Origin of the sequence: Streptomyces sp. rh34 (assembly GCF_002551245.1) — a bacterium.
Taxonomy (GTDB): Bacteria; Actinomycetota; Actinomycetes; order Streptomycetales; family Streptomycetaceae; genus Streptomyces.
Map to the genome: position 1 here is coordinate 18,089 of NZ_NTGZ01000014.1, position 26,030 is coordinate 44,118.

Genomic DNA, 26,030 nt, shown 5'->3' on the forward strand with positions numbered 1-26,030 from the left:
CTCGCCTCGCAGCAGCGGTAGTTGGCGTCGTACCAGCCTGACATCGGGGCGGCTTCGACGGGCACCGCCCGTGCGCTGGTCATGGCCGATCTCACCGCCGGGCAGGTCGCCCAAGCGGACGACGTCTCGCTGGACTAGGAAGCGGCGCCCCATCGGCGGTGGCGGTTGGAGCAGTGGCCGGAGGGCACGGAGTTCGTGGCCGGACTGGTCACCCAGGACGATGCAGGACGCGCTGCTGGAGCGGTACGGGCGGTGGCCGCTGTGCCCGGCGGGCGATGTCCGATCCGGCGGACGGGTCGTCCTCGCGGACGTCGAGCAGCAGCTGGCGGCTGGCGGCGCTGAACCCGGTCGGCGAACAAACCGGCTGCCACCTCGACGCCCTCCCCGAGGACTTCGGCGAACTCGAACCGAAGGGCCCGGTGGCCTGACGGCGCCGATGGAGGCGCAGGGGTGGCGGAGGAACGGCTCCGCCACCCCGAGCGGAACCAGTGGTCTGCCCGTTCGGGTCAGATGTTCCAGTAGTAGCCGCTCGATCCGTAGGCGTAGTCGGCCCGGCTGTCCACGTGGGTGAACGTGTTGTAGCGGATGATGCCGGAGAAGCCCGACGTCTGCGCGTAGGAGATGACCTGGCTCACCGAACGGCCGCTCACCACGATGTCGGCGGCGATGCCGTACATGTGCTGGCTGTTGGACGCGCCGCCGACATTGGAGTTGTGCCGGATGCTGCGGAATCCGCTGTTGACCGTGATGGCCTGGTTGCCCGCCTTCTTGCGGACCGCCTCCAGCTTGTACATCAGCCGGCGGACGTTCTCCTTGACCGTTCCGGAGTTGACCTTACCGCCGCTGAAACCGGAGCCGTCCTTCGAGTAGAACTCGGAGAAGTTGAAGTGGTCCGTGGACCTGTCCGAGTCTTCCAGGCTGTTGAGCACGCGGTGAGTGGCCGGCCCGACGACGCCGTCGGCCGTCAGACCGTAGGCGCGCTGGAAACGGACCACCGCGGCCTTGGTACCTGGACCGAACTCGCCGTCCACGGCGACGCGCGTGCGCGTGGGACTGTCCGCGGCCCATCCCGCGACGCGAATCTGCAGCTCGCGGACATCGGCGCCGCTGGACCCCGCGCGCAGCGTGCGGGACCAGTCGTAAGCGTGCGCCTTGGGAGGTGTGGCGATCTGCGCGACGCCGAGGGCCAGCAAGGCCGCGAGGAGTACGAACATCGACCGGCCGAGCCGGGAGGTCCTGGTTCTGAGGATCACAGTGGTCCCTTCGATGGTGCTGTGTGGGGATAGTGCCGACCCGCCCGCGGTGCCGGGGCGGCGCGGACTGCGGTCGGGTGGGGCAGTGGCTCGGTCGACCCCACCCAGGCACGCGATTCAGAGCCTGCTGTTAGCCCTCGGGCATCACCGATGGCCGCCCTGCAGGCCGGTGGCCCGTGGTGATCGCCATGAGCACGACATGATTACTGCATGCGCCGACGCGCTTGTAAAGCGCTGTTAAAAATTGGTACTGGTCTACACCACTTGACGGCCCTCTGAGCTGCGCCTTCCGGACCAGTTTTCCGCGAAATTCCACGAGAGGCGGCCCGCGTGGTGATCTCGCCACCTCTTACAGCCCCGAGCGGTTCCTGGACGAACTGCGGTCCAACACGCCCGCACGCCCTATGCCTTTCGTGACCGCGTTCGGCAGACCTGAAGCGGTCGCGGCAAACGGCTGACCTTCCACGAGCGCGCAGAACCGGGTCTGCGTACCTCCTGTCAGGTCATCCGCTACCTGGACGGCGCCGACGCGGACACCACCGCCCTGGCCGACCTGCTCATCGCGGAGGGTCTGTGCGAACCACTGACGGAGATGTCGTCCTCGGCCCATACCGGTCCCGTCACCCCCGTGACGTACTCGAAGCAGCCGCCGGTCTCGGCGTAATGCGCCTCGACACTGCCTCGAACTACCTCCGCCACCGCTCGCATGAGGCCTTGAAGACGGCTGCAGGCGATCCCCGGCCGAAGTTCTCGCTCTCCACCAAGGTCGGGTACTTTCCCGGAGAACACTCCCTCGACCCGGCCCGGCTGCGCGCCGGAGTCGAGCGGGCGGCGAAAACCTGGGACGGGAGCCAGACACGGAGCCCTTTTCGTCTTGATCAGGTGGCGAGTTCGAGGGCCACGACGGCACGGACGACGGCGGTGATCCGGGTGGTGCTGCACCGGAGTTTCCGCAGGAGCCGCCAGCATTTGAGGGTGGCCGTGGCACGTTCGCCGAGGCTGCGGATCTTGGCGTGAACGCGGTTGTGACGCCGACGCCAGCCGCGCGGATTCTTGCCCCGGATCGGGACGCGCACCGCAGGGCCTGCGCCCTGATACGCCTTGTCCGCACAGCACTTGATGACGTCGACGGCGAGAGCGTCGGGAATGCCGTGGGTCCGGGCCGCGGTCAGATCGTGCACGGCCCCGGGTAGCGCGTCCGAGACCCAGTTCAGGCGGCCGGCTGGATCCGCGAAGCCCTGCACGTTCCTCCCGTGGTGCTTCTTCTTCCCCGAGTAGTACGGGCGGTCGGCGGCGGTGCGGTCGATCGGCAGCACCGTGCCGTCGAGGATCACGTACGTCTCCTTCCGCACGGTCGTCATGGTCTGTTCCAGCGTGGGCGCGAGGGCGGCCAGGGGGTCGACGGCCTCGCGTCTGTAGCGGCATGCGGTCGCGATGCCGATACCGAACCCGGCGGCGCGTTGGGTGCAGGTGTCACCACAGCGCGGATGGGCCAGGGCGAGCAGAGCCTGACGGCCGGCGGTCAGACGTCGCCACCGGGTCCCGATCTCCCGTCGCCGGGCAGCGAGTCGCCCGGTCAGATACCGCAGGGAGCGACTGGGCAGGTCGATCGACGACGGAAAGACAAGCACACGAAGCTCCTGGTGGCTGCGGGCAATCTTGGTCGAGAACTCGTCTACCAGGAGCTTCGTCGTTCCGCAGTTCCGTCCAAAACCGCTGGCTGAGGCGTCAGTTGGCCGGTTGGGCGTTGACCGGTCAGGTGCGCCGAATCCCATGCGGGCGCGCCGTCCCGTTCTACTCCACCGGCTCGCACCAAGCGGCGACGAGATCTTTGAAGCCCGAAAATCGGGTGCCAGGAACAGTCTCACCACTGAACGTCTCGCCGTTGAGCCAGCAGATGTCGAAGATGTCGGTCTCGGTGTCGAGGAGGCAGCACACACCACCGGTAGTGGCGGTAAGTTCGGTGAACACCTTCCTGATGCTCGCGGACTGTACGAACATCCGGCTCATGCTCGAGGTAGCGGCTGTGAACTGCAGTGACGCAAAGTTCGGGTGCCATGCAGGGGAGAACCTGACCGTCAGGTAGATGTACCCGACCGACACCCGTCCCTGCTCGTCGACCCTGTCGGAATCGCGGAGGAAGAACTCGCGCACCGCGTCGTCGACGCCGACGACGATCGAGGTGTCCAGTTCGAGCGAGCCGCCTGAAGAACAGTCGACCGGTTCGCTCTTGAACTTCGAGGTGAACGGCACGAGCAACTGCTTTCCGCCCGGCAGGGTCACCGGAAGCGGCAGCGTCTCGCGGCCTCGGGGAGCGAGCTCGGCCAGCCGGGTCAGTGCTCTCGCAACGTTCCAAGGGGGCATGAAGATCTCATAGCTGTAGTCCAGCCCCATACCGCCCCGCCTCCCCCGTCCTGAACCGTCATCCTGTCATGATCAGGATCGATCACCCAGTTGATTCCAACGCGGCTGGCTTCATCCGGACGCGGTCGGCAACATATGTGAACATCGACTCGTCTCCGAGGAGGTCAGCTCCGAGCGAAAGGGCTACCGCCCACTGCTCACAGGGGACCCCGCAGCGGATGAAGACGCCGATCTGACGCGGCTCCACCTGTCGTTCCAAAGTGCGACCTGACTGACGAAGGCACTACCGCGAGCCGAACTCCCAGGTGGCCAGATCAACCGCTCACCGGCCACCCGAAGCGCTCAGTCACAACACGGCGCCACCGCCGTCAGGTTGGAAATGGCTCACGGTGCTCCTCCACAACCCCGAGCAAGCCGAGATCAGGATTGACGCTGATCGCGACGATCGTCCGGTCCGGGCGACGGGTCTCCGAGGCGGTGAGTTGCGACAGCTGGGTCGGGCCGGGCTAGACCGTGATGACGCGAGAGCGGCGCGGCACGTGGTCAGGCGACATGCCGCTGCTCACCGCCGAGGCGGTCGAGATGCGCATCGCAGGCCTGCCCCCCAGAGCGCTGCTCAACGCCGGGCCGCCCGGAACGATCGTGGAGCAGCGTTCTCGACTCCGCCCGGTGAGCGGATCCGCGTGCGCGCCCAGGCGGCTCGGCCCGGGTTCGGCCCGCAGAGATTTGCCGCACGCCGACGTAACGACTATTGTTACGACGAGGTTGCAGGGTCGAGGGAGTGAGGTCCAGGTGAGCGCCAACAGCAGGCTGACCGTCGCAGCGCATACCCTCACGTGGATAGGGCTGTATCAGCGTCGCGGTCACGAGGTCGCCACCTCCGAGCAGATCGCGACGAGCGTCAACACCAATCCAGTGGTGATCCGTCGCCTCCTGGCCGAGCTACGCAAGGCCGGCCTCGTTGACTCGCGGCGAGGTACGGGAGCAGGCTGGACGCTCTCCCGGGACCTGGCGGCGATCACTCTGCTCGATGTCCATGAAGCGATCGCCGCCGGGCCGACTTTCGCCCTGCACCGCTCGACGCCCGACCCCGAGTGCGTCGTGGGCCACGGCATAGGACCAGTGCTGACCTCTGTCTACGACGAGATCGAGGCCACCCTCCGCAGGGAGCTGGCGAGAACCACACTGGAGGACGTCCTGCGGGACGTACTCAAAAACGCGTAGCCCACCCCTGCTCTCGGCGGTGGCACGTTTTCTGCGCCCGTCAATGTAACAGAAATGGTTACGTCAAAGATTTGGAGAACCCCATGGGACAGCTGGACGGCAAAACCGCCCTGGTCACCGGCGCCTCTACCGGCATCGGTCTCGCCATCGCGCGCACGTTCGCCATCGAGGGAGCGACGGTCTACCTGACCGGCCGCCGCAAGGCCGAACTGAACACCGCTGTCGCGCAGGTCGGCAACCGCGGGATCGGCATCCAGAGCGATGTGTCGCGGCTCGACGACCTCGACCGGCTCTTCGCCGAGATCGCCGAGCGCAGCGGAGGCCTCGACATCGTCGTCGCCAACGCCGGCGTCGGGGACTACGGCCCGCTCGGCGAGATCACCGAGGAGGAGTACGAAAAGACCACCTCCATCAACCTCAAGGGCACGATCTTCACCGTCCAAAAGGCCCTGCCCCTGCTGTCGGCCGGCGCCTCGGTGACTCTGCTCTCCTCCAGCGCGGCCCTGCGCGCCGCCCCGGGCCTCGGCGTTTACGCCGCCACCAAGGCCGCCATCCGCAGCCTCGCCCGCACCTGGGCCGCCGAACTGGCCGGCCGCGGGATCCGGGTCAACGCCCTCACTCCCGGCCCTGTCGAGACCCCCGGCGGTGACGAGCTGCGGGCCGCGTTCCCGCAAGGCGATCAGTCCACGGTGGCCGAACCCCCCGCGCCGACCCCCCTCGGCCGCGCCGGTCGTCCCGACGAGGTCGCTGCCACCGCCCTCTACCTGGCCGGAGACCACAGCTCCTTCACCACCGGTGCGGAACTGCTCGTCGACGGCGGCGCCACCCAGCTCTAGTGGTGACGTGAGGCACATGCACATGCGACACCCACCCCACACTACGAAAGGCAAGGACACGCACAATGACAACAGACACCCAGGCCTCACGGGCAGTGGCCGAACAGTTCCTGGAGCGCCTCGGCAAGCAGGACCAGGACGGCATCCAGGAACTGTTCGCAGCAGACATCTACTGGCACGTCCCCGGCAACGACGAACTGCCCTGGACCGGCCGCCGTACCCACCGGGAGGAAGTCGCGCCCTACTTCACCAGGATGTGGCCGCACTTCGTGCCCGGCAAGAGCAAGGTCGTGCTGGAGCGGATCATCGTCGACGCCGCTGACGTGATGCTGCTCGGGGTCTTCACGCACACTGTCGCGACCACCGGCAAGGAGTTCACCACCCCGTCGGCCATGCACCTGGTGGTCGAGGACGGCGAGATCGTCCGCATGCACCTCTACGAGGACACGCTTACCGTCGACCAGGCGTTCAACACCGACTAAGAGCGAAAAGGGTTCACGGCCATCTCCGGCAAACCGCCGCTTGGCGTCTGGCTGGGATCGACGGTCGGGTGGCGCTGGTCCTTCGCCGCGATGTCACTGCTCAGCGTCATCGTCATGGTCTTCGCGAAGTTCCTCGTGCCCGACGCACCGGGGCAGTCGGCGCGGACACGCGCTCCGCCCGGTCGTGTGCTGGGCATGCCCGGCGTGGCGAGCGTGACCCTGTTCATCGTCGCCGCGGCGTTTCTTGCCGCCGCGCAGCAGTCCACGGTGCTCGTGCTGCTCGCGATCGTCCTGTGGGGCCTCGGGTCCGGTGGCTCGGCGACGCAGTTGCAGACGGCCATGAGTGAGACCGCGGGCGAGAACGCCGATGCGGCGAACGCGATGCTGACGACATCCTTCGACATGGCGATCTTCGCGGGCGGTGCTGCGGGGGCCCTGGTCGTCGATGGCGTGGGCGCACCGGCTCTTCCAGCCGGGATGATCGCTCTCAGTCTCGTGGCACTCGTCTCGGTCGGCTTCGGCCGCCGCGCGGCATTCCCCGCAGGGCGTTGATCGAGGCAGGAGCTCGTCGCCGCGATGCGTGCCGTGCGCCGCCGACTCCGGACGCATCCGGCTCCGGCAGGGTGCGCACAGCGTGCCGAACGGCTCAGTACCGCCATCCGCGACACGCATAGCCCGGACCATCGGCAGCGGCTCCGGAACGGTCTTCCCCTGTCGGCCCGCCTGACGGCACGTATCACCGACGGGTGATCGGGTTGAGGCCGCGTCGTCATGCAAGCCCGGGACATGCGAACGCAGCCGCTCAGGCCGTCTCTTCCGCCCAGTGGCCCAACTCGTTTGCCCGGTCGACCTCGGCCATGTGCTCTTCGGCCCAGGCTCGGAGGCCGGCGAGCGCGGCCTCCAGTGACAGGCCGAGTCCGGTGATCCGGTAGTGCACGCGGGGAGGAGCTGTCGGCTCGACGCGGCGCGTGACCAGGCCGTCGCGCACCAGGTTTTGCAGCGTCACCGAGAGCATCTTCTGTGAGACCCCCGGCATGCGGCGCTGCAGTTCCGCGAAACGCACCTCCTGCGGGGAGGCCTCTGCCAGCACCTTGACCGCCATCGATGTCCACTTCGTACCGATCCGGTCGAGCAGCCGACGTGTCGGGCACTGCGGGTCGAACAGATCGCCGCGCACGCCGGAATCGTCCCTGACCTGGGAGGTCACCTGGAGCTCACCACCTGAGGAGAAAGTGCCGTCTTGGACACTTCAGTGTACTTACCTAATGTTCCCTTGTAACCAATCGATACCACTGGAGCACACATGACCGCCAGGACCGTCCCCCTGCCCGCCGACCCCTCCCATCCGGAGTTTCCCTCCGAAGTCGAGTTGCGCCGAGTCACGGCCAACGGGGTCGAACTCAACGTGGCGACCGCAGGACAAGGGCCCGCCGTCCTGCTGTTGCACGGCTTCCCGCACACCTGGCGGGTATGGAGCCATGTCATCGGCGAGCTGGCCACGCGCCACCGGGTGATCGCACCGGACCTGCGGGGCTTCGGTGACAGTGCCCGGCCCTCGGACGGCTATGACGCCGGAACGCTGGCCGATGACGCCGAATGCCTGCTGGAGGTGCTCGGCGTCCCCTCCGCGGCCGTGGTGGGCATCGACGTCGGCACCCCGCCCGCCTTCCTCCTGGCCATGCGCAGGCCCGACCTCGTACGACGGTTGGTGATCATGGAGTCGCTGCTGGGCCGGCTGCCCGGGGCCGAGGGTTTCCTCGCCGACGGCCCGCCGTGGTGGTTCGGCTTCCACGGCGAGCCCGGTCTGGCGGAGTCAGTGCTGAAGGGTCACGAAGAGCGGTACGTGGAGTGGTTCCTCAACCGCGGCACGCTCGGCCGCGGGGTACCGCAGGACGTGCGCGCCCCGATCGTCCGGGCCTACGCGGCAAGCGATGCGCTGCGCACCGCGTTCGGCCCGTACCGAGCGCTGCCGGCGTCCGCCCGCCACATCCGGTCAGCCGTGGACTCGGCTCGGTTGGCCATTCCCGCGATGACGATCGGCGCTCACCCTGTGGGCCGCGCTCTCGAACACCAACTGCGCCCTTACACCGATAACCTGGAAGGACACGTCATCGAGGACTGCGGCCACATCATCCCCCTGGACCGCCCCGACGCCCTGCTGCCCCTGCTGCGGCCGTTCCTCGCGGCGGACCTTTGAGTCCAGGTGACGTCGAAGCCCCCTCACCGGGCGGCCGCCGCGCACGCCGGTGACGTCGACGTCCCATCCCGCGTCGGCGAAGACGCGCCCGGGATCGGCGGCTTCGGACACGGTGCAGCCGGTGGGCCGGCCGGTACCGCCGAGAATGCCGTGGCTGGTCACCACCACAGCAATACCTCGCCGAGCCACGTGACCTTTTCGGGGTCGTGGTGGTCGAAGATGTGGCTGCGGGCGGTGCCCAGGCCGGTGATGCGTGCTCCTTCGTCGTCGGTGAGCTGGAAGGCGATGACGTCGGGGGTCGCCGCCCTGCCTTCGGGCCGTACCGACTTCGGGATCGCGACGACCTCCGCCGGACAGTCGGCGTATGCCGAGGGCGGGGCCTCGGCGAGGGAGGTCCCGATGCATGTCCAGAGGTCAGAAGCGCATCTGAAAATGATTATCATCGTGCTACGGTCGTCGCGCACTCAACCATTGGCCTGCCCTTATTACCCGGAGTGACCTCGTGCGCGTCCCGACCCGTCCCCTGCTCCTGCCCGCGGTCCTCGCCGCCTCCGCCCTGCTCACCGGCTGCTTCGCGTCCCCGGAGGCCGACGATGCCGGTGCCGGCAAGCGCCTCCGCGTCGCGATGATGCAGCCTCCGCGCTCGGGCCTGTCCCCGCTGTCCGATGACGCGTTCAAGCTGTCCCGCTGGTCCACTGCTGAGACGCTCGTGAGCCTGAACGCGGACGGCGACGCCGAGCCCGCGCTGGCCACCGAGTGGAAGCAGTCCGGCCGGAGCTGGACCTTCACCCTCCGTGAGGACGTCACCTTCCACGACGGCTCCGAGCTGACCGGCGAGGCCGTCGTCCGTTCCCTCACGAAAGCCGCTGGCGCCTCTCCCAAGCCCCGCATTCTCGACGGCGTCGAGCTGACGGTGAAGAAGGGAAGCCCCGGCACCGTGGTCGTCACGACCGCCGAGGAGGACCCTCTGCTCCCGCAGCGGCTCAGCTCCCCGCAGTTGTCGATCCTCGCGGCGAAGGCGTATCGGGGGAAGACGGTGAATCCGGCCGGTGCCGGCACCGGCCCCTTCGAGTTGACCAGGGTCAACGGCACCTCCTCCGCCACACTCGACCGCTACGACGCCTACTGGGGCGGTGTGGCCAAGGCTCCCGGCATCGACGTGACGTTCGTACCCGACGGCACCGCCCGCGCCGCCGCTCTGCGCAGCGGCGAGGCCGACATCGTCGAGGCGGTGCCCGTCTCGCAGGCCGCGCTGCTGGACGAGGACCTGATCACCGAGGTCCCGATGCCGCGCACCAACACGCTCTACCTCAACACGGAGTCGGGCGCCTTCACGGACCCGGCTCTGCGGGCCGCGGCCCGGGAGGCGATCGACGCGGAGTCAATCGTCAAGGGCGTGTACGAGGGAAGGGCCGACATCGCCGAGGGGCTGCTCGGGCCCGCCCTGCCGTGGGCGGCCGACCTGCGGGAGCCGGTGCGCCGTGCGAAGGCGGGTGATCCTGCGGGCAGGAGCATCACCATCGGCACGTTCACCGACCGGGCGGAACTGCCCGAAGTGGCCGCCGCTCTGCAACAGCAGCTGAAGAAGGCGGGCTTCCAGGTGAAGCTGGAGGTGCGCGAGTACGCCAATATCGAGTCCGACGCCCTGGCGGGCGTGTTCGACGCGTTCATCCTCTCCCGGGCCACGGTTCTCGATTCCGGCGACCCGGCCGCCTACCTGTACAGCGATTTCGCCTCCGACGGTTCGTTCAACATCCCCCAGCTCGCCGATCCGGCCGTGGACAAGGCCCTGGACAAGGCGGGCGCGACGCCGACCGGTGATGCCCGACGTCGGGCCGTCGTCGACGCCGAGGCCGACGTACTCGCCACCGACGCGGCGGTGCCGATGCTCCACGAGCGCGTGATCCAGGGTGACGCCGGCGACGTGGCCGGCGCGGCCCACGATCCGCGGGAGCGGGAACTGGTCACGCTCGACACGCACGTCAAGTGAGGCCGACCAGGGCGGGGGTGACCCGCGCTCTCTGCCTCGCCGCCGCGTTGGCCGCCGTCGGTCTGCTGCCCTGGCTCTCCGGCCGGGACCCGGCCCTGACGGTGCTGCGTGCCCGGTCCGCCGAACAGGAGCCGACCGAGGAGGCCTTGTCGGCGATCCGCCGGGATCTCGGCCTGGACGCGGGCCCGCTCTCCCTGCTCGGCGACTGGGCAGCCGGACTCCTGCGCGGCGACCTCGGCACCTCCTGGGTGTCGGGGACGGACATTCTGCCGTCCGTCGTCTCCGGGCTCCAGGTGTCGCTGGGCCTGATGGTCGCTGCGCTGACCGTGGCGGTGCTGCTGGCCGCGGCCCTGGTGGTGCCCGTGCTGGTGCGGGGGCGGGGGTCGGCCGGGGCGTTCGCGGCCATGACCGCTGCCGTGCCGGAGTTTCTCCTGGCCACCGTGGCGTTGCTGGTGTGCGGGGTGTGGCTGGGGTGGCTGCCGACGTCCGGCTGGCGGGGGCCCGAGTATCTGGTTCTGCCTGCCCTCGCGCTCGGCGTTCCCGCCGGCGGCCTTCTCGGGCGGCTCGTCGCGGACGCGCTGCCCGCCGTGCTGGACGAACGATGGGTGGAGCTGTGGCGGGGAGCGGGAGTGAGCCGCACCCGTGTCGTGTTCGCCGCGCTGCGTCGTGTACTCCCGCCGCTGGTACCGCAGTTCGGGATGGTCGCCGTCGGTCTGACGGGCGGCGCGGTCGCGGTGGAGACCGTGTTCGCGGTGCCCGGCATCGGGCGTACCGCGCTGGGGGCGGCCAAGTCGCAGGACCTGCCGCTGCTCCAGGGGTCCGTCTTCGCCCTGCTCGCTCTGGGTCTGGTCATGGGGGCGGTGGCCGCCCTCGTACGGCGCCGGCTGCTGGGCCCCGCCCTGCGTGACGCCGGGCTCTCGTTGCCGCCGGCCCGCCCGGTCCGGGTACACCCGGCGGTCCCGGCCGTCCTCGGGGCCCTGCTGCTGGCGGCGATCGGCTGGGGTCTGTTCCGCGACCCGTACGCGGTCGACACCACGGCCCGGCTGGCCGCGCCCTCCTGGGCGAACCCGATGGGCACCGACGGGCTCGGCCGCGACGTGCTGGCCCGGCTCGGCCACGGTGCCGCCTCCACGGTCGGCACGGCGGCGGCCGTGTGCCTGCTGAGCCTGGTGGTCGCCCTGGCCCTCGGTTTCCTGCCCGGCGTCGCGGCGGGTGCTGCGGATATCGCCAATGCCCTGCCGCCGGTGATCGTCGGCATCCTCGTCGCGGCGGTGGCCGGTCCGGGCACCGGCGGCGCGGCCCTCGCGGTCGCGCTGATCTCGTGGCCGCCCCTGGCGGCGCATGCGGCGGCGCTGGTGCAGGAGGTGCGGGCGTCGGCGTTCCTGACCGCCCAACGCGCCATAGGGGCGCCACCGCTGTGGATTCTCACCCGGCACGTCCTGCCGTCCGTCGCCGCCCCGGTCGCCCGCCACGCCCTGTTGCGGCTGCCCGGCATCGCCCTGGCCCTGGCCTCACTGGGGTTCCTCGGCCTCGGTGCCCAGCCGCCCGCCCCCGAGTGGGGCCTGCTCCTCGACGAGTCCCGCGCCTATGTGGAACGCGCCCCGTGGGCGGCCCTCGCGCCGGCCGCCGCACTGGCCCTGCTGGCGGGGCTGGCCGTGTCGGGGGCGGCGTACGCCCAGGGCCGGGGAGGCGGGCGCACGCCCGCGCGCACTGTACGGAAGGAGACCGCCCATGCGGTCTGAAGCACTGCTGTCGGTCCGTGACCTGCGCATCTCGTTCGGCGAGGCCGAGGTGGTACGCGGACTGACCTTCGATGTCCGTCCGCGTGAGGTGTTCGCCCTCGTCGGGGAGTCGGGTGCGGGCAAGTCCCTCACCGCCCGGGCCCTGCTCGGCATGGTGCCGCGCGGTGCCACTGTCGGCGGCGACCTGCGGTTGCGGGGCTCCGCCGATCTCGTCGCCGAACGCGGGCGCAGGATCACCTTCGTCCCCCAGGACGCCCTGTCCGCTCTCTCCCCCGTCCACACGGTGGGCGACCAGCTCGCCGCCGCCGTGCGGTCGGTACGGCGACTGTCCCGCGCGAAGGCGCGTGCCCTGGCCGTGGAGGCACTGGACCGGGTCGGCATCCCGGACGCCGCACGCCGGGCCCGGGCCTACCCCCATGAGTACTCGGGCGGCATGCGGCAGCGCGCGGTGATCGCCATGGCTACGGTCAACGAGCCCGATGTCGTCGTCGCGGACGAGCCGACCACCGCGCTGGACGAGGAACGCCGCGAGCAGGTACTGCGGGTTCTCGCCGAGCAGCGGGAAGCGGTCGGCGCCTCGCTGGTCCTCGTCACCCATGACCTGGGCGTCGTGCGGGCCCACGCGGACCGCGTGCTGGTGATGTACGCGGGGCGGTCGACCGAACTCGGCCCGGTCCGTCAGGTCCTGGACCGTCCGCGCGCCCCGTACACGGCGGGCCTGCTGGCCTCCCTCCCGCGGGACGGCCCCCGGCGCCGCCGATTGCCCGTGCTCCTCGGCACCCCGCCCACGCCGGACGCCCTCGGGCCTGGCTGCGCCTTCGCGCCGCGCTGCCCGCTGGCGACGAACACGTGCCACGACCGCGAACCCGATCTGCAGACCGTGGACGGACGTCTGGTCGCCTGCCATCACGCCGCCGACGTACCCGCACCTTTCCGGGAGCTCCTGTGAACCACCCTCTTCTGGATGTTCGCGACCTCGTCGTCCGTCACGGCCCGGTGACCGCCGTGGACCATGTCTCCTTCGCACTGGACGCCGGTGAGACCCTCGCTCTCAACGGACCTTCCGGGTGCGGCAAGACCTCCACGGCCCTCGCGGTACTCCAGCTACGCCGGCCCGACGCCGGGAAGGTCCGCTTCGAGGGACAGGAGCTGACAACCCTGACGGAACACGAACTGCGCCCGCTTCGCCCACGCATGCAGCCGGTCTTCCAGGACCCCTACGGCTCCCTCAGCCCTCGCCACCGCATCCGCGACGCGGTGGCCGAGCCGCTGAAGGTCCACGGCAGGTGGAACTCCGCCGACGGCCCCGCACGCGTGGCCGAGCTGCTCGACCAGGTCGGCCTCGCCCCGTCATGCGGGGACCGGCGACCCCACGAACTGTCCGGCGGCCAGTGCCAGCGGGCGGGAATCGCCCGCGCCCTCGCCTCCGGGCCGCGCCTGCTCGTCCTCGACGAACCCGTCTCGGCACTCGATGCCTCCGTGCGCGCCGGCGTGCTGAACCTGCTCGCCGACCTCCAGGACGAGCTGGGCCTCGGCTACCTGTTCATCTGCCACGACCGGGCAGTCGTACGGCACTTCGCGGACCGGGTGATCGAGATGCGGGACGGGCGCACCGTCCCCACCTGAGACCGCGATGAGGCGTGCCGGGCTGCGCCCCCGAACTCCGATCGAACCATGATCAGGTACGCAGTGTCAGCTGGGGTCGACATCCAAGCACGCCAAGGGGCAAGTGAGCAGCTGCGAGTCGCCCAGAAACGGAACTCCTCCGAAGCCAGCCACCCTGAGGCCAGTTCGGGCGATAACCCCAGATCAGCGCAGCCTCCCCCGCGCCTTCAGCGGCACCGAAGGCAGCTCCGGGGCCGGAATCGAAGGGCCGTCGTAGCCCTTCACCTCACCGAAGCGGGTGCCGTTCATCCAGTCGTCACGGGCCTGCGCGATCTCCTCCTGGGACCGTCCGATCCAGTTCCAGAACATAACATCGATTTACCGTTTCATCCCAGCTCAGGGGCTTGATCGACCATCCGGGGTCAGCAAAAGGTCAGCAAGACGCCCGGGAGTCGACAACATGGCCACCATTAACCTCGTCCGCGGCATGGGAAGCTTCTTCAAGGAGTGCGAGCACCCTGAAAGCCGATGGCCGAAGTGCCCGCACGATTACAAGATCCGCTACCGCAACGCGGCCGGACGGCAGGCCGAGGAATCCGGCTTCTCCACCCAGGAGAAGGCGAAGGCCCGCCTCGCCGAGGTCTACCAGGCCCGGAAGAACAGCCCACAGAACCAGCACAAAGTCGAGCGCATCCAGAAGTACGGCCCGATGCGGTTCGAGCAGTACGCCACCGAGTGGAAGGCCAGCCAGCGCGACCTCAGCCCCAGCTCCCGGCGACACCTTGACTCGCTACTCGTCCACCACCTCTACCCTGCTTTCCAGAGCCGCCGGATGGGCACCTTCGACCACAAGGTCGTCGAAGCCTTCATCCAGTCCATGGAGCGCAACGGCGTCGGCCTGGCCACTCAGTCCAACGTCTTCGACAAACTCAAGTCGATCCTGCTGGACGCCCACCGGCTCGGTCTCTACGACGACAACCCGCTCGGCGGCGTCAAGCCCCCGCAGTACGACCCCAAGCGCGCTGTCATCCCCTCCCCCGCTCAGCTTCACGGCATACGCGCCGCCGGCGACGACGTGTTCCGCCTCGTCGCCGACCTTATGAGCGGCTGCGGTATGCGCAACGGGGAAGCGCTGGCCGTCAACATCAACAACATCGTGGCCGACAACGTGTACCGGATCACCGAGCAGGTCAACCAGACCACGAAGGCCTACGCTCCCCTCAAGCACCGCAAGGTCGGCGACTACCGCGACGTCCCGCTCCCGGCACGGGTCAAGCACTCCATCGAGTGGTACGCGGACACGTACGGCACCATTGACGGCTACCTGTTCCGCAGCCCGCGAGACCTGACCAAGCCGATGCTCAACTACTGGATCGGGAACCAGTGGCAGCGCATGAAGAAGGCTGGCCTCGTCGAGATCCCCGAAGGCATGGTGGTCTACGGCTTCCGCCACTTCTTCGCCTCCAACTGCCTCACCCACAACATCCCCATCACCGACGTCGCGGAATGGATGGGCCACCGCAGCCTCGACATCACCTTCAAGATCTACCGCCACCTCATGCCCGGCTCGATCGGCCGCGCCGCCAAGGTCCTGAACCTCGACCTCGCCGCCTGAACGTGCGAGGCCCCCTCCATCGCCATGGAGGGGGCCTCGCACACATCCAATCACGCGACCTCAACCACCCGACGACCGCTGCTGTTTCACCCACGCTTGAACCTCGGCCACCTTGAACTGCAGCTTGGCATTTCGCCCGCTCCCGAACCTGTACGGAATGAGGCCCGCGCGAGCGGCTTCGCGATACACCCACGGTACCGACATGTTCAGGTATTTCGCGGTTTCCTTGGCACTCATGAAATTCTGGCTCATTGGGATTCCTCTCGACGACGGTCAGCATCTGCCGGAGAGAATCACGCGCGGAGAGTCGTTTGGCTGAACCGAAATTCTGCGCTAACGCGCCTTCCACGCACCCCTAAATAGCCGCAGGACAAAGGGTGCGGAGAGCCTGGAAGTTGCCAGGGGTACGGGACTTGTTCAGGTCGCGGGTACACCCCGGCCTGGCCTGGGAGAACCACAGTCGGGGCCGTTCGGGCGAGCGATGAACTACACGGTCATCCCATTCCGACCCTGTTTCATCGAGTAGCACGGCTCGTCCGCGTGGATCCGGTCGATGGGGATCAGGATGCATCGACGACCGCTTTGCGACCCTCCGGAAGGTCGCGACGACCGCAGCCACCTTGTACGCCGAGTACAAGGAGCCGCTGTACGCCGCTCCCCCGCTGCTCCAGCGGATGGTCGACGCGGGGCGCCTCGGCCGCAAGACGGGGTCGGGCTTCTACGCGTACTGAGCGTCCCCCGGGCGGGCCCGTCGCTCACGTCGGCGGGCCCGCCCGGGGCACGTTCTCCGAGGTCAGGGCCATGTGCGGCTCCGAAAGAGCCTCGTCTTTCACTGCCGACCCGACCCCGTGCCGGAGCACTACGGGGCGACGGGAGATGCGCGAGCCCGAAGCCCTGGGCCCTTCAGCGCTGTCGCAGCCTTCCGTGCTTGTACTGCGAAAACTCCCTCGGATGTCCCTCCGACAGAGCTGAAAGTCCCTGAAAAGTCCCTGGCGACTCGGACCTGGGACCTACGCATTACGAGACCGTGAGCGTTCGTGTTGCGTGGTGCTTGACCGTACTACCGAGTGACGTTTTGCCTGATCAGAGCACGTGTGGCTGGTTGGCCTGTACCCGCTGGTATTTTGATGTCCAAGGGCGTCCGGCCACCGGCTGGCCACCGGAGGGCGCACTGATGGCTACAACTAGGAGCCTCAGGCGGATTGTGGGCCTTCCACAGTGCCTCCTGCAGCCGATCCTTTTCCTGCGTAAGCACTCCCAAGAGCACTTCACCCGCAGACGGTACGGATCGCCACGCGGTGACCTATCACGTCGAAGGTTGTGTGCAGCGGTGAGGCCGGACATGAACCCAAGCCTCCCCGCTTCCTAGACCGCGATACAGCCGCTTCACCTGCGGCCGAAGTGTGTGCAATGAGGACACGAAGGGTGCGGTCGAGGTCATCGCCGGACCCCATGGCCGTGGTCCCTCCAAAGGGGCCGCCCCCGCCCTCGGTCACCCCGGAAGGCGACCGCCACCGCACGCATCGCGTATGCACGCGCGTCCGCCGAGCTGTTGCGATCCTCGGCCACCCTGGAGGGCGACCGCTACGTGTACCCGTACTCCACCCGCACTGTTGCGAGCAGTTGCGATCCTCGGCCGCCCCGGAGGGCGGCCGCCACGACGGCGAGCACCGTGGTGACCACCTCTCCGGTGGTGTTGCGATCCTCGGCTGCCCCGGAGGGCGGCCGCCACCCCGGGTGTGGCAGAGGCTCGAGCCCGTACGCCACGTTGTGATCCTCGGCCACCCCGGAGGGCGGCCGCCACGCGGTACAACGCCTGCCGGCCGACGCTCTACACCTCGTTGCGATCCTGCCGCCCCGGAGGGCGGCCACCACTTCTGACGCGTCATCTTGTGCCCGTTCTCCGTGAGGTTGCGATCCTCGGCCGCCCCGGAGGGCGGCCGCCACAGCTGGTGGACCTGGCCCCGGGGTCGCGGGTGCGGTCGTTGCGATCCTCGGCCGCCCCGGAGGGCGGCCGCCACAGCTACCCCACTAGCTCAGCCCCCACAAACCATGACGTTGCGATCCTCTATGTCTTCAAGGCAGTTGTATGCGCATAGTCGCAGTCCGGTCTCGGGAGTGCGGCATGAACTGGCGGATCACCTGCGTGAATCGGCGGTTCTCGCTCGTAGGTTCGGAGAGGTCTTCGGGGCTGGTGAACTCGCGGAGTACCTCGCTCTGGTGCACGACGTCGGCAAGGGGTGCTGTGCTTGGCAGGACGGCCTGCTGCAGCGGGCCGAGCCGGAAGGAAAGCCGGTGGGGATTCCGCACAAGGAGGCCGGCACCCGTCTGGCCGCCGAGTACGCGAGCCTGCCGTTCGCCGCTGTGGTACAGGGACATCATGGTGGTCTTCCGGACCAGCAGAAGATCAAGGACGTGCTGACCGCGCTCCAGGGCAGCGGGCGGGACGCCGAGGCCGCGCGGGAAGCGACTCGACGAGTTGCCGAACGGGTTCCGGAGATCGTGCGCACGGGTCCGGTGGCGTTGCCGCCGTGGGTGTCGGCCTTGCGGGGGACCGCTGCCCGGGCCGAGGTAGACCTGTTGGTGCGCATGGTGTTCAGCTGTCTGGTGGACGCCGACTTCCTCGACACCAGCGCGCACTTCGACGGCCGCGTGACACCGCGGCTCGCCCCGGCGAGGGGCATGGCCTTCTTGTCCGAGAGGTTCGAGGAGAGGCGTGCCGCGTTCCTCGCGAAGCGGCCGGTGTCCCCCGTGGACAAGATCCGCGGCCGGGTATTCGCCGAGGCGGTGGCCGCTGCCGCGCGCGAGCCCGGTATGTATGTCCTGCACGCGCCGACCGGAGGAGCGAAAACGATTGCCGCAGGGGGCTTCGCCCTTCGCCATGCTGCCAGGCACGGGATGCGGCGGGTCGTGTTCGCCGTCCCCTTCATCAGCATCACGCAGCAGAACGCCGCGGTGTACCGGTCGCTCCTCGACCCTCTGGAGGAAGACGCGGATAGCGAACCGGTGGTTCTGGAGCACCACAGTTCCGTCAGTCTGGATGAAGACAGCGACGACGAAACCTGGGCGCGTCTGGCCGCCGAGAACTGGGACGCTCCCGTCGTCGTGACGACCATGGTTCAGCTGTTCCAGTCGCTGTTCTCCGCGAAGCCTTCCGCCATGCGCAAGCTGCACCGGCTGGCGGGATCGGTCATCGTGCTGGACGAGGTGCAGGCGCTGCCTGACCGGCTGCTGAACCCGATCCTGAGCGTGCTGAGGGGGCTGGTCGAGCGGTACGGGGCGACGGTCGTTCTGGCCTCGGCGACGCAGCCGGACTTCTGGTCGCTGTCGAAGCTGGACGGTGTGCCGCGCCTCGGCATGGTGGCGGACGTGCCCGGCTTGTTCGACGAGCTCAGGCGTGTGACGTACGAGTGGCAGCTCGGCAGCGATGTCACCTGGCAGAGCGTGGCCGAGGACATCGAGGAGCGAGCCGGCGACCAGGTCCTTGCGGTGGTCAACACCACCCGGGACGCGGCGTTCCTGCACCGCCTCCTCGACGAGTGTCCTTCCGGGCCCGGCCCGGTCCTGCACCTGTCGACCCGGCAGGTGATGGGCTCCATCAACCTCTTCGGACTCGTGGCCATCGTCGGCGCGCTCGCCGTCAGCGCGGGCGTCTGGGCCTGCACTCGGTGGCCGTGGACCAGCGCCGACACCGAACTGCCGGTGACGGGGGTGGAAGGGTGAGGGCAGCACCGAGTAGGACGGGACGGCCTTCGTGGTTTGGAGTACGCGGGTAAGCAGGGCGTCGACGACGAGGACGGTGTGGCGCCGCCGGTCGGTGCCGGAGTAGGCGGCTGGCTCGGCGACCGATGTCTTGAACACGTACTTCAGGCACATGACCTACGCGATGACCTGGACGTCGACGGGGACCTGCTGGGTGGTAGCGGCCCGCCTTGCGCTCGACGGGCAGGGTGGTGCCGTCGGCGTGCGCTTCGACGGTGTCGCAGATCCCGGTCAACCCGTGCCCGTCGTGCCAGACAGGAGGCGCGTGGACGGTGCGCACGGCGCTGCGGCCGCGGTTACCGGGGGTGTCGACGTGCTGGTGGAGAAGAGTGCCGCGCACCGCGCCCGCGTCGGTGACGGAGCCCTAGAGGAGGATCAATTCGCACTGGCGTGGCAGAAGGCGTAGCGCACCAGGGCGGAAAGGAAGATCTGCAGGACGTCTCCCTCTCCGCCCTGTGCGGGGCCGGGAGGCGTCATCCCAGGGGGCGTGGGGCGAGGGTGGTTAGGGTGACGCCGGACGGGAGGTCGGTGTCACGGATCTCGACGGTGCCGTAGTCGGAGAAGCTGCGTGCGTTGGCGTCGTCGCGGGCTTTGACTGTGATCCGTTCGAACAGTTCGTGGGCGGGGGCGCGGCCGAAGGCGTCGTCGTGGGTGAAGACGTACAGGCCTCGCAGGGCGAGGTTGGCGCGAGCGGCGGCGCGGTCGTGTTCGAGCATGATTTCGAAGGCGCGCCAGAACAGGGCGAGGTCGTCGGTGGTGACGCCGGTCCGCTTGGCGAGGGGGGCGCTGAAGTGTCCGGTTCCCCGGTACAGGGCATAGGGCACGACGTGCTTGGAACCCATCTCGGTCTCCTTGCCCTTGTTCTTGCCATCGGTGTTCTCACCGCGCTCGAGCCACGCCTTGAGGTCTTCCTCCTTGGTGGGGGTGACCCGGGTGATGCCGATGTCGAGGGGGGTGATGCGGTCGATGGAGCGGGAGAACCCGATCTGGACCGGTCCCTGGACGCGGCCGGCCTGCTTGTCGCGCTTGCCGGTGGTCATGACGGCTCCGAACATGCGCACGTCGAAGAAGTTGCGGCACATCCACTCCTGGGCGGACTTCTGGTCATGCGCGGAGCCGGCGGTGTAGGCGCGTTCGTGCTGGGCGTTGAGGGCGGTGCCCGCCTCGACGTAGATCTCGCGGCCTTCGCGAGGCTCGAGGCTGTTGATGAGGGCGACGGTGTTGCGGATCTTCCGCTTGATGGCAACGTCGGTGATCAGGCCGTGCCCGCTGACAGGGTCGGTGCGAGGCAGGCCGCCATTGTCAGGGTCGCCGTTGGCGTTGGAGTCGACGGCTTCGATGAGGTAGACGAAGTCGTGCTTACGTGCGGGGTCCAGGTGGGCAGCGGTCATGGTCGGAGTTACTCCTCGAATGGATTGAGTACGGTCGGAGGTGGCGTGCGGGTTCTCAGACGGCTGCGGGTTCCTGGGCGGGCACGTCCTGCTGTGCGGGGATGGCGGCCTGCTTGCGTTCCTTGGCTGCCTGCCTCTGGAGAATGTCGTCGTGGCGCTGGTGGGCGTAGCCGATGATGAAGCGGCCCTGCTGGACGTCGGTGAGGTGTCCGGGCAGGTCGTCGCTCACCTTGCTGTAGATCTCGAACAGCCGCTTCTCCAGCGCTTTGTGAGCGGCCGGCCTGTCTCGACGCAGCCGTTTGAAGTGCGCTCCCGAATCGGTGAACAGTCGGCGCAGGGTGATCCCGGGGGCGGCGACGGCGGCGCTGAAGTACTTGTCGCGCAGCGTGGTGTTGATGTCGGGGAGGGCGGCTTCCTGGACGGATTCGAGGACGGCGAAGAGCCGGCCGCAGAGGTAGGCGGGATCTTCGCTGTCCTTGTCGAGCTGGGGCATCGGACGGTCCTGGGGGTTGGAGGAACGGGTGAGGAACAGCCGCAGCACCGCCAGACGCGGAGCGTCGACGCGCCTGTCGGCGTGGATGCGCTGCAGGAGGAGCGGCAGGGCGCGGGCGGGTGGGCTCAGACGGTGCAGGGCGCTGTGGAGCAGTTCGGCTTCCAAGCCGTGGGGGGCGCTGTCGGGTGCGTAGCGCCCGCATTGCCAGCGGCCGCAGGACAGCGCCATCTGCCACAGGGGGAAATAGCGGGTGCGTCCTGTCCATGCGTCCCAGACGCCGTGGTCGGCGTACCAGGCGGCCAGATTCTTCTTCGCCTCAGCCAGGGGGACTTCGATCCAGTCCCGGACGACCAGGCGGGCGTTGTTCAGTCCAAGGGACAGGCTGTAGAAGGCATCCGTGTCAGTCCGCTGCACGGCTGCGGGGCTCGGGGTTTTGTTCAGCGAGTCGATGAGGTGCTCGATGTCGGCCGCTTCCGGTTGGTCCTCGAAGAACATGGTCAGTACGGAATCCGGATTGGGCTTCTTGGTCCACCACAGCAGCACTCCGTCGTCCCGGAAGCGACGCCGGTGACGCTCGCAGGCCACCAGATGGTTCAGGACCGCCATGGCTCGGCCACCGCACCGGTGACAGACCGGTGTGTTCACCAGCTGCGTCACCGCGCCCCGCCCCTGGGCGGGGGCGTTGATGCTGATGAGCTGGCCTTCATTGCTGCCGCCCGCTGTCGGGACGGCACCCTTTTTCAACGGTTCGGGGATCGTGGCCAGCAGGGCCCGGTGCTCCCCGCACACCAGGCACAGTCCTGTGCGCTCTGCGGCGCCGCCCTTACGCGCCCGTACCTCCTCGGCCCACAGCTGCTTCACCGAGCCCAGTTCGTGCAGCCAACGGGTACCGACCATGACCGCGACCGTGTCCTTGGCCTCGACCTCATCGGGCAGCTCCCACCCGATCCGGCCGGCCGAGAAGAACACCTCTGCCGCCTCCGCCTCCGGCTCGCCGGCCGATGACGCCCAGCGCCGTACGAAGTCGCGGTAGGCGTCATGCCGCCGCAACGCCTCGTCCCGGTCCTTCTCCGTTACTTGGCCGTCCTTAGCCTTCTTCGGCACACCGAGCACGAACTCGGCCGTGTCCACCAAAAGGTAGGGAGGGACCCTCGTACCGGACCGCTGCACGTAAGGGACCGGCATGTTCACCACCTGGTCCCGCTGCCGCCCCGACACCTTGCGGCGGTGGAGCATCATGCCCGAACCGTCCGTGGCGATGTCCAACACCCAGTGGATCTGCTTCTCACGGTAGAACTCCGCGGGCAACTCACCGGAAATCCGCTCGCCATACTCGACCAAACGCTGCAGCAGCACCGATCAGCCCTCCGCCGCATCAGCACGCCAGGCCGTCAGCGGCATGGCGACCGCTTTGTCCGGCAGCGGCTCTTCCGGAACCTCCAGCACACCGTCAACGACCGATGCACGAAACCAGCGGTAACGCTCCCCCTGCGGCCCGTACTCGATCGAGTGCAGCATCACCCCGAGCTCCTCGTCGAAAGGCACCCGCTGCCGCCGCGGATCGGCCTTCCCGAACGAGGCGGTGAACTCCCGGCACCCCAGAAACGGCTGCGAGAAACACGCACCGCGCTCCACCCTGCGCCGCAACTGCTCGCGGTACTTCTCCTCCGACACCGGCGGATACTTCTCCGAACCGGCCAGAGCATCAGGACTCACCACGATCTGCGCGTGAACCCGGTACCTGACGTCCCGCAGCGCCAGCGTGCTGCGCTGGTCCCGGTCCCTCTCCACGTCATAGCGGTGACGCCGGTCCGCCTGGAGCTTCTTCACATCCTGGGCGGTGATCACCGACTTCACCTCATTGCGGCGCACCCGCAACCAAGTCACTGGCCGCAACACCTCGATCTTCCGCACCACGTAACGGAACTGAGGACGCCAGAAGATCGCTTCCAGCACTCCACGGGCCGCCGACGGCGTCATCACCTGGTAACTGACCCGCTCCGTCTTCAGCTCCGGACGGGTAAAGCACGCCGCCTCACCCCACACCTCCACCACCAGATCCGGATAGACCCACCCCTCATTCCCGCGCCGCATCCTGCTGGAGGACACCGTCGACCTCATCGCCTCGCACCCCATCCCTGACAACCGCCCTCGTCGACCCCGTCCGGCGACGGACCCGACGAGAGCATGCGGAACCAACGGGGCATCAGGTCACGCTCTGCCCCCTAACGATTCCGCACTGTAGGCGGAGGCACTGACAATGCACCCCGGAACCGGAAAAACCGCAGCTCACAGACGTCCCGACATCTCATCCGCCGACTTGGAACCGTGTCGGCCCTGCCGTCAAAAGACGTAGCCGCCTCGGTCCTCGCAATCATCCGCATCCAGACCACGCACCAGGTCGTAATACCCCCGCCACACGACGAGGTCACCGATCACCGGCTCCGCCAGACCCGCCTGCAGCGCCTTGGCGACCTCATGCCGCGGCAAGGTCGCCATGTGCGGCTGCAAGCGACGCAACGGCTTCGGACCTACCGGGTAGGAAGAGCGCAGGAGCGCGATGTCCGACTCGATGGCATCGCGCTCCTCATCGGTCTTCTCCGCACGGATCACGACAACGGACTGCGCATACTTGTTGTCGATCATCTGGAACGCCCCCGCGACCGCAGGAAAGTCCAAGCCCCGCCGCAGTTGCTGAATTCCCTCACCCATCGACCGGCCGTCAACGCCCTGCAGCGCCCAGCGCTTCCCGTAGTACCACTCCAGGGCCTCCAGATCATCCGGAGCCGAAGCGTCACCCGGCCCGAAAAACTCCGCCGTCGCCTCCAGAGCCGCCGTGTACGACAAGTCCTTCGGCACGCCGCCGTCGACCGGCCGGAACACCACCACCGTCCCCCTGTCCAGCCGGCCGTCCCTGTTGCAGCGGCCCGCCGCCTGCTGCAGAGCTTCGGCCGGCGCCCACGCCCGGTACACCCGCGGGAAGTCCACATCCACACCTGCCTCGATCAGCGACGTGGACACCACATGCACAGGCCGGCCGGCCGTAAGCTCGCCACGCACGTGCTCGATCACTTCGCGCCGGTGCTCGGCCGTCATCCTCGTCGACAAGTGCCACACCGGCGCCGTCACCCGCGCCTCGCCCTTCGTACCGCTCAAGAGGCGGTGCAAACGCGCCGAGTCCCGTGTGGTGTTCACGATCGTCAAGACCTGCTCGCCGCCTTCGGAGGCGATCTCCTGTGCGATCGACTCCCACGCGACATCAGGCCCCAGACGCCAGTCGTACTCCACCCGCCGCAGCTCTTCGAACAGCCCGGTCACGTCCTCGATCATGCTGTGCCGCGGCAGCCCGTCCAACTGCGCGAGAGACCAGAAGGAAGGCTGGGTCGCGGACGTCAGCACCACCGAAGCCCCGAAATGCTCCACCAGGTCGCGCAGCACACTCAGGATCGGGATCAGCAGCCGGTCGGGAAGAGCCTGCACCTCGTCCAGCACGATCACCGAGCCGGCCAGCCGGTGCAGTTTGCGCATCACGGACGGTTTGCGCGCGAACAACGACTGGAACAGCTGCACCGTCGTCGTGACCACCACAGGCGCGTCCCAGTTCTCCGACGCCATACGCGCCCAGGCGCCCGCTCCGTCCTCCTCGTCCAGCTCCACCGAACTGTGGTGCTCCAGCACGACAGGCTGCTCGCCGCTGTCCGGGGCGGGGTCGAGGAGTTCCCGGTACACCTCGGCGTTCTGCTGCGTAATGCTGATGTACGGAACCGCGAACACCACCCGGCCCAGACCGTGCTCAACCGCATGCCGCAGCGCGAACCCGCCCGCAGCGATCGTCTTCGCCCCACCCGTCGGCACATGCAGCACATACATACCCGGCGCGCCCGCGGCCGCCGCCAACGCCTGCGCGTACACCCGCTCACGCAGCTCATCCACCGGCGAAGCCGTACGCCGGGCAAGCAGCCGTAGCCTGCGCTCCTCGAAGCGCTTCAGCAGCATCCCCATGTCCGCACGCGCGGCAGTACGTGGCTCCCTGCCGGCGAAGTGGGCCTCGGTATCGAGATAGTCCGCATCGACCACACAGCTGAACACCATGCGTGTGAACACATCCAGTGCCAGTGCCTGCCTCTGCGGCGATCCGAGTCCCGCAAGCCAGGCCGGTGGCGGAATGCGGCCTTCCCGAAGGATCTCCGGCACCACCCGGGCCACAGCCTCGGTCGCCTCCCGAGCACGGTCCGCGTCCACACCGGTCCCCCGGAGCTCGGCCAGAACATCCTTGATCTTTTTCTGATCCGGCAGCCCTCCATGATGCCCCTGCACCACAGCAGCGAGCTGACGCCCCACCGTCCGCGCAGCAAGCACCGTGCCGGCTTCCTTATGCGGGATGCCCACCGGCTTACCCGTCGGCTCAGCATGAAAGATCAAGCGATCCTGCCAGGCACAACAACCCTTCCCCACGTCATGAACCAAGGCCAGGTACTCGGCCACATCCCCAGCACCGAAACGCTCGGCGAAAACCCTGGCCAAAGCAGCCGAGCCACGCAGATGATCCTCGAGCCGATGCCGGCACCCCGACCGCGGACTACGACTATGGGCGAACAACCCACGCTCTGACACCTGACCTCCTGACCGCCGAACCACCAACCTCCCTGTAACCGACACCATAAGATCGGCCACTGACACAGCCGTTGCGATCCTTGGTCGCCTTCGAGGCCGACCGCCACACGCACTTCGACGGCCTGTTCGCCCACGAATCCTGAGTTGCGATCCTCGGTCGCCTTCGTGGGCGACCGCCACCGCTCCACGTCACCGGCCGCTCGTTGACCGTGCCGTGGTTGCGATTCTCGGTCGCCCTGGAAGGCGACCGCTACGTGTCCGCGCGGAGGGCTGTAGAGGGGAGCCCGGGTTGTTGCGATCCTCGGTCGTCCCGAAGGACGACCGCCACCTTCGCCGGTGGCCAGCGGGGCGCCGAGGCAGTGGTGTTGCGATGCTCGGCCGCCCCGGAGGGCGACCGCCACGCTCCTGCTGCCGGGTGATCCCGGCCCACACCAAGGTTGCGATCCTCGGTCGCCCCGAAGG

At 68.4% G+C, this 26,030-nt stretch carries 23 protein-coding genes and 5 pseudogenes; 16 read left to right on the forward strand and 12 right to left on the reverse strand.

The annotated features are described in order from the left end of the window. Positions 1 to 81: 81 nt before the first annotated feature. Positions 82 to 277: pseudogene (locus CR470_RS05355) on the forward strand (hypothetical protein); the annotation flags it as partial. Then, entirely contained in the window at positions 276 to 428 is a 153-nt protein-coding gene (locus CR470_RS39405; protein ID WP_179892147.1) for a hypothetical protein, read from the forward strand. The pseudogene CR470_RS05355 and the gene CR470_RS39405, both read left to right, overlap by 2 nt. Positions 429 to 506: 78 nt before the next feature. Here the strand turns inward: CR470_RS39405 and CR470_RS05360 are convergent, their stop codons facing one another. From CR470_RS05360 to CR470_RS05380, 3 genes are all read right to left on the reverse strand, one after another. Further along, positions 507 to 1,253, reverse strand: coding sequence for a D-Ala-D-Ala carboxypeptidase family metallohydrolase (locus CR470_RS05360; protein ID WP_257138433.1), 747 nt, complete (start codon positions 1,251 to 1,253; stop codon positions 507 to 509). A gap of 878 nt (positions 1,254 to 2,131) precedes the next feature. Beyond that, on the reverse strand, positions 2,132 to 2,884 hold the full coding sequence (locus CR470_RS05375; RefSeq protein WP_097866426.1) for a transposase family protein: 753 nt from the start codon (positions 2,882 to 2,884) through the stop codon (positions 2,132 to 2,134). 163 nt (positions 2,885 to 3,047) lie between these two features. Beyond that, the gene (locus CR470_RS05380) at positions 3,048 to 3,647 is read right to left on the reverse strand and encodes a hypothetical protein (protein ID WP_097866427.1); all 600 of its coding nucleotides are present in this window, start codon (positions 3,645 to 3,647) and stop codon (positions 3,048 to 3,050) included. Between the two features lie 762 nt (positions 3,648 to 4,409). On the opposite strand from CR470_RS05380, the gene CR470_RS05385 reads away from it, so the two are divergent. The 4 genes from CR470_RS05385 (at position 4,410) to CR470_RS05400 (ending at position 6,711) form a co-directional block, all read left to right on the forward strand. Continuing rightward, positions 4,410 to 4,841, forward strand: coding sequence for an Rrf2 family transcriptional regulator (locus tag CR470_RS05385; protein ID WP_097866447.1), 432 nt, complete (start codon positions 4,410 to 4,412; stop codon positions 4,839 to 4,841). Positions 4,842 to 4,924: 83 nt separating this feature from the next. After that, positions 4,925 to 5,677, forward strand: coding sequence for an SDR family NAD(P)-dependent oxidoreductase (locus CR470_RS05390; protein ID WP_097866428.1), 753 nt, complete (start codon positions 4,925 to 4,927; stop codon positions 5,675 to 5,677). 65 nt (positions 5,678 to 5,742) lie between these two features. Then, a complete protein-coding gene (locus CR470_RS05395) occupies positions 5,743 to 6,159 on the forward strand; it encodes a nuclear transport factor 2 family protein (RefSeq protein ID WP_097866429.1) in 417 nt (138 codons plus the stop codon). A 90-nt stretch (positions 6,160 to 6,249) separates the two neighbouring features. Further along, positions 6,250 to 6,711 carry a hypothetical protein gene (locus CR470_RS05400; protein WP_257138434.1) on the forward strand — a complete coding sequence of 154 codons (462 nt, stop codon included), beginning with the start codon at positions 6,250 to 6,252 and terminating at the stop codon, positions 6,709 to 6,711. A gap of 250 nt (positions 6,712 to 6,961) precedes the next feature. On the opposite strand, the gene CR470_RS05405 is transcribed toward CR470_RS05400, so the two are convergent. Beyond that, entirely contained in the window at positions 6,962 to 7,366 is a 405-nt protein-coding gene (locus tag CR470_RS05405; RefSeq protein WP_097866430.1) for a winged helix-turn-helix transcriptional regulator, read from the reverse strand. A 96-nt stretch (positions 7,367 to 7,462) separates the two neighbouring features. On the opposite strand from CR470_RS05405, the gene CR470_RS05410 reads away from it, so the two are divergent. After that, positions 7,463 to 8,356 (forward strand): alpha/beta fold hydrolase, encoded by an 894-nt coding sequence (locus CR470_RS05410; protein WP_097866431.1) that lies wholly within the window; start codon positions 7,463 to 7,465, stop codon positions 8,354 to 8,356. 158 nt (positions 8,357 to 8,514) lie between these two features. Here CR470_RS05410 and CR470_RS05415 read toward each other — a convergent pair whose 3' ends face one another. Then, positions 8,515 to 8,799: a hypothetical protein gene (locus CR470_RS05415; RefSeq protein ID WP_179892151.1), complete on the reverse strand. Its 285-nt coding sequence runs from the start codon at positions 8,797 to 8,799 to the stop codon at positions 8,515 to 8,517. A 59-nt stretch (positions 8,800 to 8,858) separates the two neighbouring features. Between CR470_RS05415 and CR470_RS05420 the strand changes: the two genes are divergently transcribed. The 4 genes from CR470_RS05420 to CR470_RS05435 are packed head-to-tail and all read left to right on the forward strand — an operon-like array spanning position 8,859 to position 13,714. Continuing rightward, positions 8,859 to 10,346: an ABC transporter substrate-binding protein gene (locus tag CR470_RS05420; RefSeq protein ID WP_097866432.1), complete on the forward strand. Its 1,488-nt coding sequence runs from the start codon at positions 8,859 to 8,861 to the stop codon at positions 10,344 to 10,346. Beyond that, complete coding sequence (locus tag CR470_RS05425) at positions 10,343 to 12,088, forward strand: ABC transporter permease subunit (RefSeq protein ID WP_097866433.1); 1,746 nt, start codon at positions 10,343 to 10,345, stop codon at positions 12,086 to 12,088. Before CR470_RS05420 ends, CR470_RS05425 begins: the two co-directional genes overlap by 4 nt. After that, the gene (locus CR470_RS05430; RefSeq protein WP_097866434.1) at positions 12,078 to 13,037 is read left to right on the forward strand and encodes an ABC transporter ATP-binding protein; all 960 of its coding nucleotides are present in this window, start codon (positions 12,078 to 12,080) and stop codon (positions 13,035 to 13,037) included. Before CR470_RS05425 ends, CR470_RS05430 begins: the two co-directional genes overlap by 11 nt. Next, positions 13,034 to 13,714 (forward strand): ATP-binding cassette domain-containing protein, encoded by a 681-nt coding sequence (locus CR470_RS05435; protein WP_097866435.1) that lies wholly within the window; start codon positions 13,034 to 13,036, stop codon positions 13,712 to 13,714. The genes CR470_RS05430 and CR470_RS05435 overlap by 4 nt, the downstream gene beginning before the upstream one ends. 183 nt (positions 13,715 to 13,897) lie before the next feature. Here CR470_RS05435 and CR470_RS05440 read toward each other — a convergent pair. Continuing rightward, positions 13,898 to 14,065 (reverse strand): annotated as a pseudogene (locus CR470_RS05440) (pirin family protein); the annotation flags it as partial. 88 nt (positions 14,066 to 14,153) lie between these two features. On the opposite strand from CR470_RS05440, the gene CR470_RS05445 reads away from it, so the two are divergent. Beyond that, positions 14,154 to 15,308, forward strand: coding sequence for a tyrosine-type recombinase/integrase (locus CR470_RS05445; protein ID WP_257138436.1), 1,155 nt, complete (start codon positions 14,154 to 14,156; stop codon positions 15,306 to 15,308). Between the two features lie 60 nt (positions 15,309 to 15,368). Here CR470_RS05445 and CR470_RS05450 read toward each other — a convergent pair whose 3' ends face one another. Then, entirely contained in the window at positions 15,369 to 15,560 is a 192-nt protein-coding gene (locus CR470_RS05450) for a helix-turn-helix domain-containing protein (protein WP_097866436.1), read from the reverse strand. Between the two features lie 338 nt (positions 15,561 to 15,898). Here CR470_RS05450 and CR470_RS05455 point away from each other — a divergent pair. Then, positions 15,899 to 16,039: pseudogene (locus CR470_RS05455) on the forward strand (3-hydroxyacyl-CoA dehydrogenase family protein); the annotation flags it as partial. A gap of 853 nt (positions 16,040 to 16,892) precedes the next feature. Here CR470_RS05455 and CR470_RS05460 read toward each other — a convergent pair. Further along, positions 16,893 to 17,075, reverse strand: a complete 183-nt coding sequence (locus CR470_RS05460; protein ID WP_097866437.1) for a hypothetical protein — start codon at positions 17,073 to 17,075, stop codon at positions 16,893 to 16,895. A gap of 303 nt (positions 17,076 to 17,378) precedes the next feature. Here CR470_RS05460 and CR470_RS05465 point away from each other — a divergent pair. The 3 genes and pseudogenes from CR470_RS05465 to CR470_RS05470 all read left to right on the forward strand — a co-directional run. Beyond that, a pseudogene (locus tag CR470_RS05465) lies at positions 17,379 to 18,608 on the forward strand (CRISPR-associated endonuclease Cas3''); the annotation flags it as partial. Positions 18,609 to 18,887: 279 nt separating this feature from the next. Further along, positions 18,888 to 18,968: pseudogene (locus tag CR470_RS41455) on the forward strand (DUF6112 family protein); the annotation flags it as partial. Positions 18,969 to 19,182: 214 nt separating this feature from the next. Continuing rightward, entirely contained in the window at positions 19,183 to 19,476 is a 294-nt protein-coding gene (locus CR470_RS05470; RefSeq protein ID WP_143663771.1) for a hypothetical protein, read from the forward strand. Positions 19,477 to 19,543: 67 nt separating this feature from the next. Here CR470_RS05470 and cas7c read toward each other — a convergent pair whose 3' ends face one another. The 4 genes from cas7c to CR470_RS05490 all read right to left on the reverse strand — a co-directional run bounded on the left by cas7c (position 19,544) and on the right by CR470_RS05490 (position 25,616). Next, entirely contained in the window at positions 19,544 to 20,461 is a 918-nt protein-coding gene (cas7c, locus tag CR470_RS05475) for a type I-C CRISPR-associated protein Cas7/Csd2 (protein WP_097866440.1), read from the reverse strand. Between the two features lie 55 nt (positions 20,462 to 20,516). Next, positions 20,517 to 22,310, reverse strand: coding sequence for a type I-C CRISPR-associated protein Cas8c/Csd1 (gene cas8c, locus CR470_RS05480; protein ID WP_097866441.1), 1,794 nt, complete (start codon positions 22,308 to 22,310; stop codon positions 20,517 to 20,519). 3 nt (positions 22,311 to 22,313) lie between these two features. After that, positions 22,314 to 23,063, reverse strand: coding sequence for a type I-C CRISPR-associated protein Cas5c (gene cas5c, locus CR470_RS05485; RefSeq protein WP_257138439.1), 750 nt, complete (start codon positions 23,061 to 23,063; stop codon positions 22,314 to 22,316). Positions 23,064 to 23,297: 234 nt separating this feature from the next. Beyond that, the gene (locus CR470_RS05490) at positions 23,298 to 25,616 is read right to left on the reverse strand and encodes a CRISPR-associated endonuclease Cas3'' (RefSeq protein WP_257138445.1); all 2,319 of its coding nucleotides are present in this window, start codon (positions 25,614 to 25,616) and stop codon (positions 23,298 to 23,300) included. Between the last annotated feature and the right edge of the window lie 414 nt (positions 25,617 to 26,030).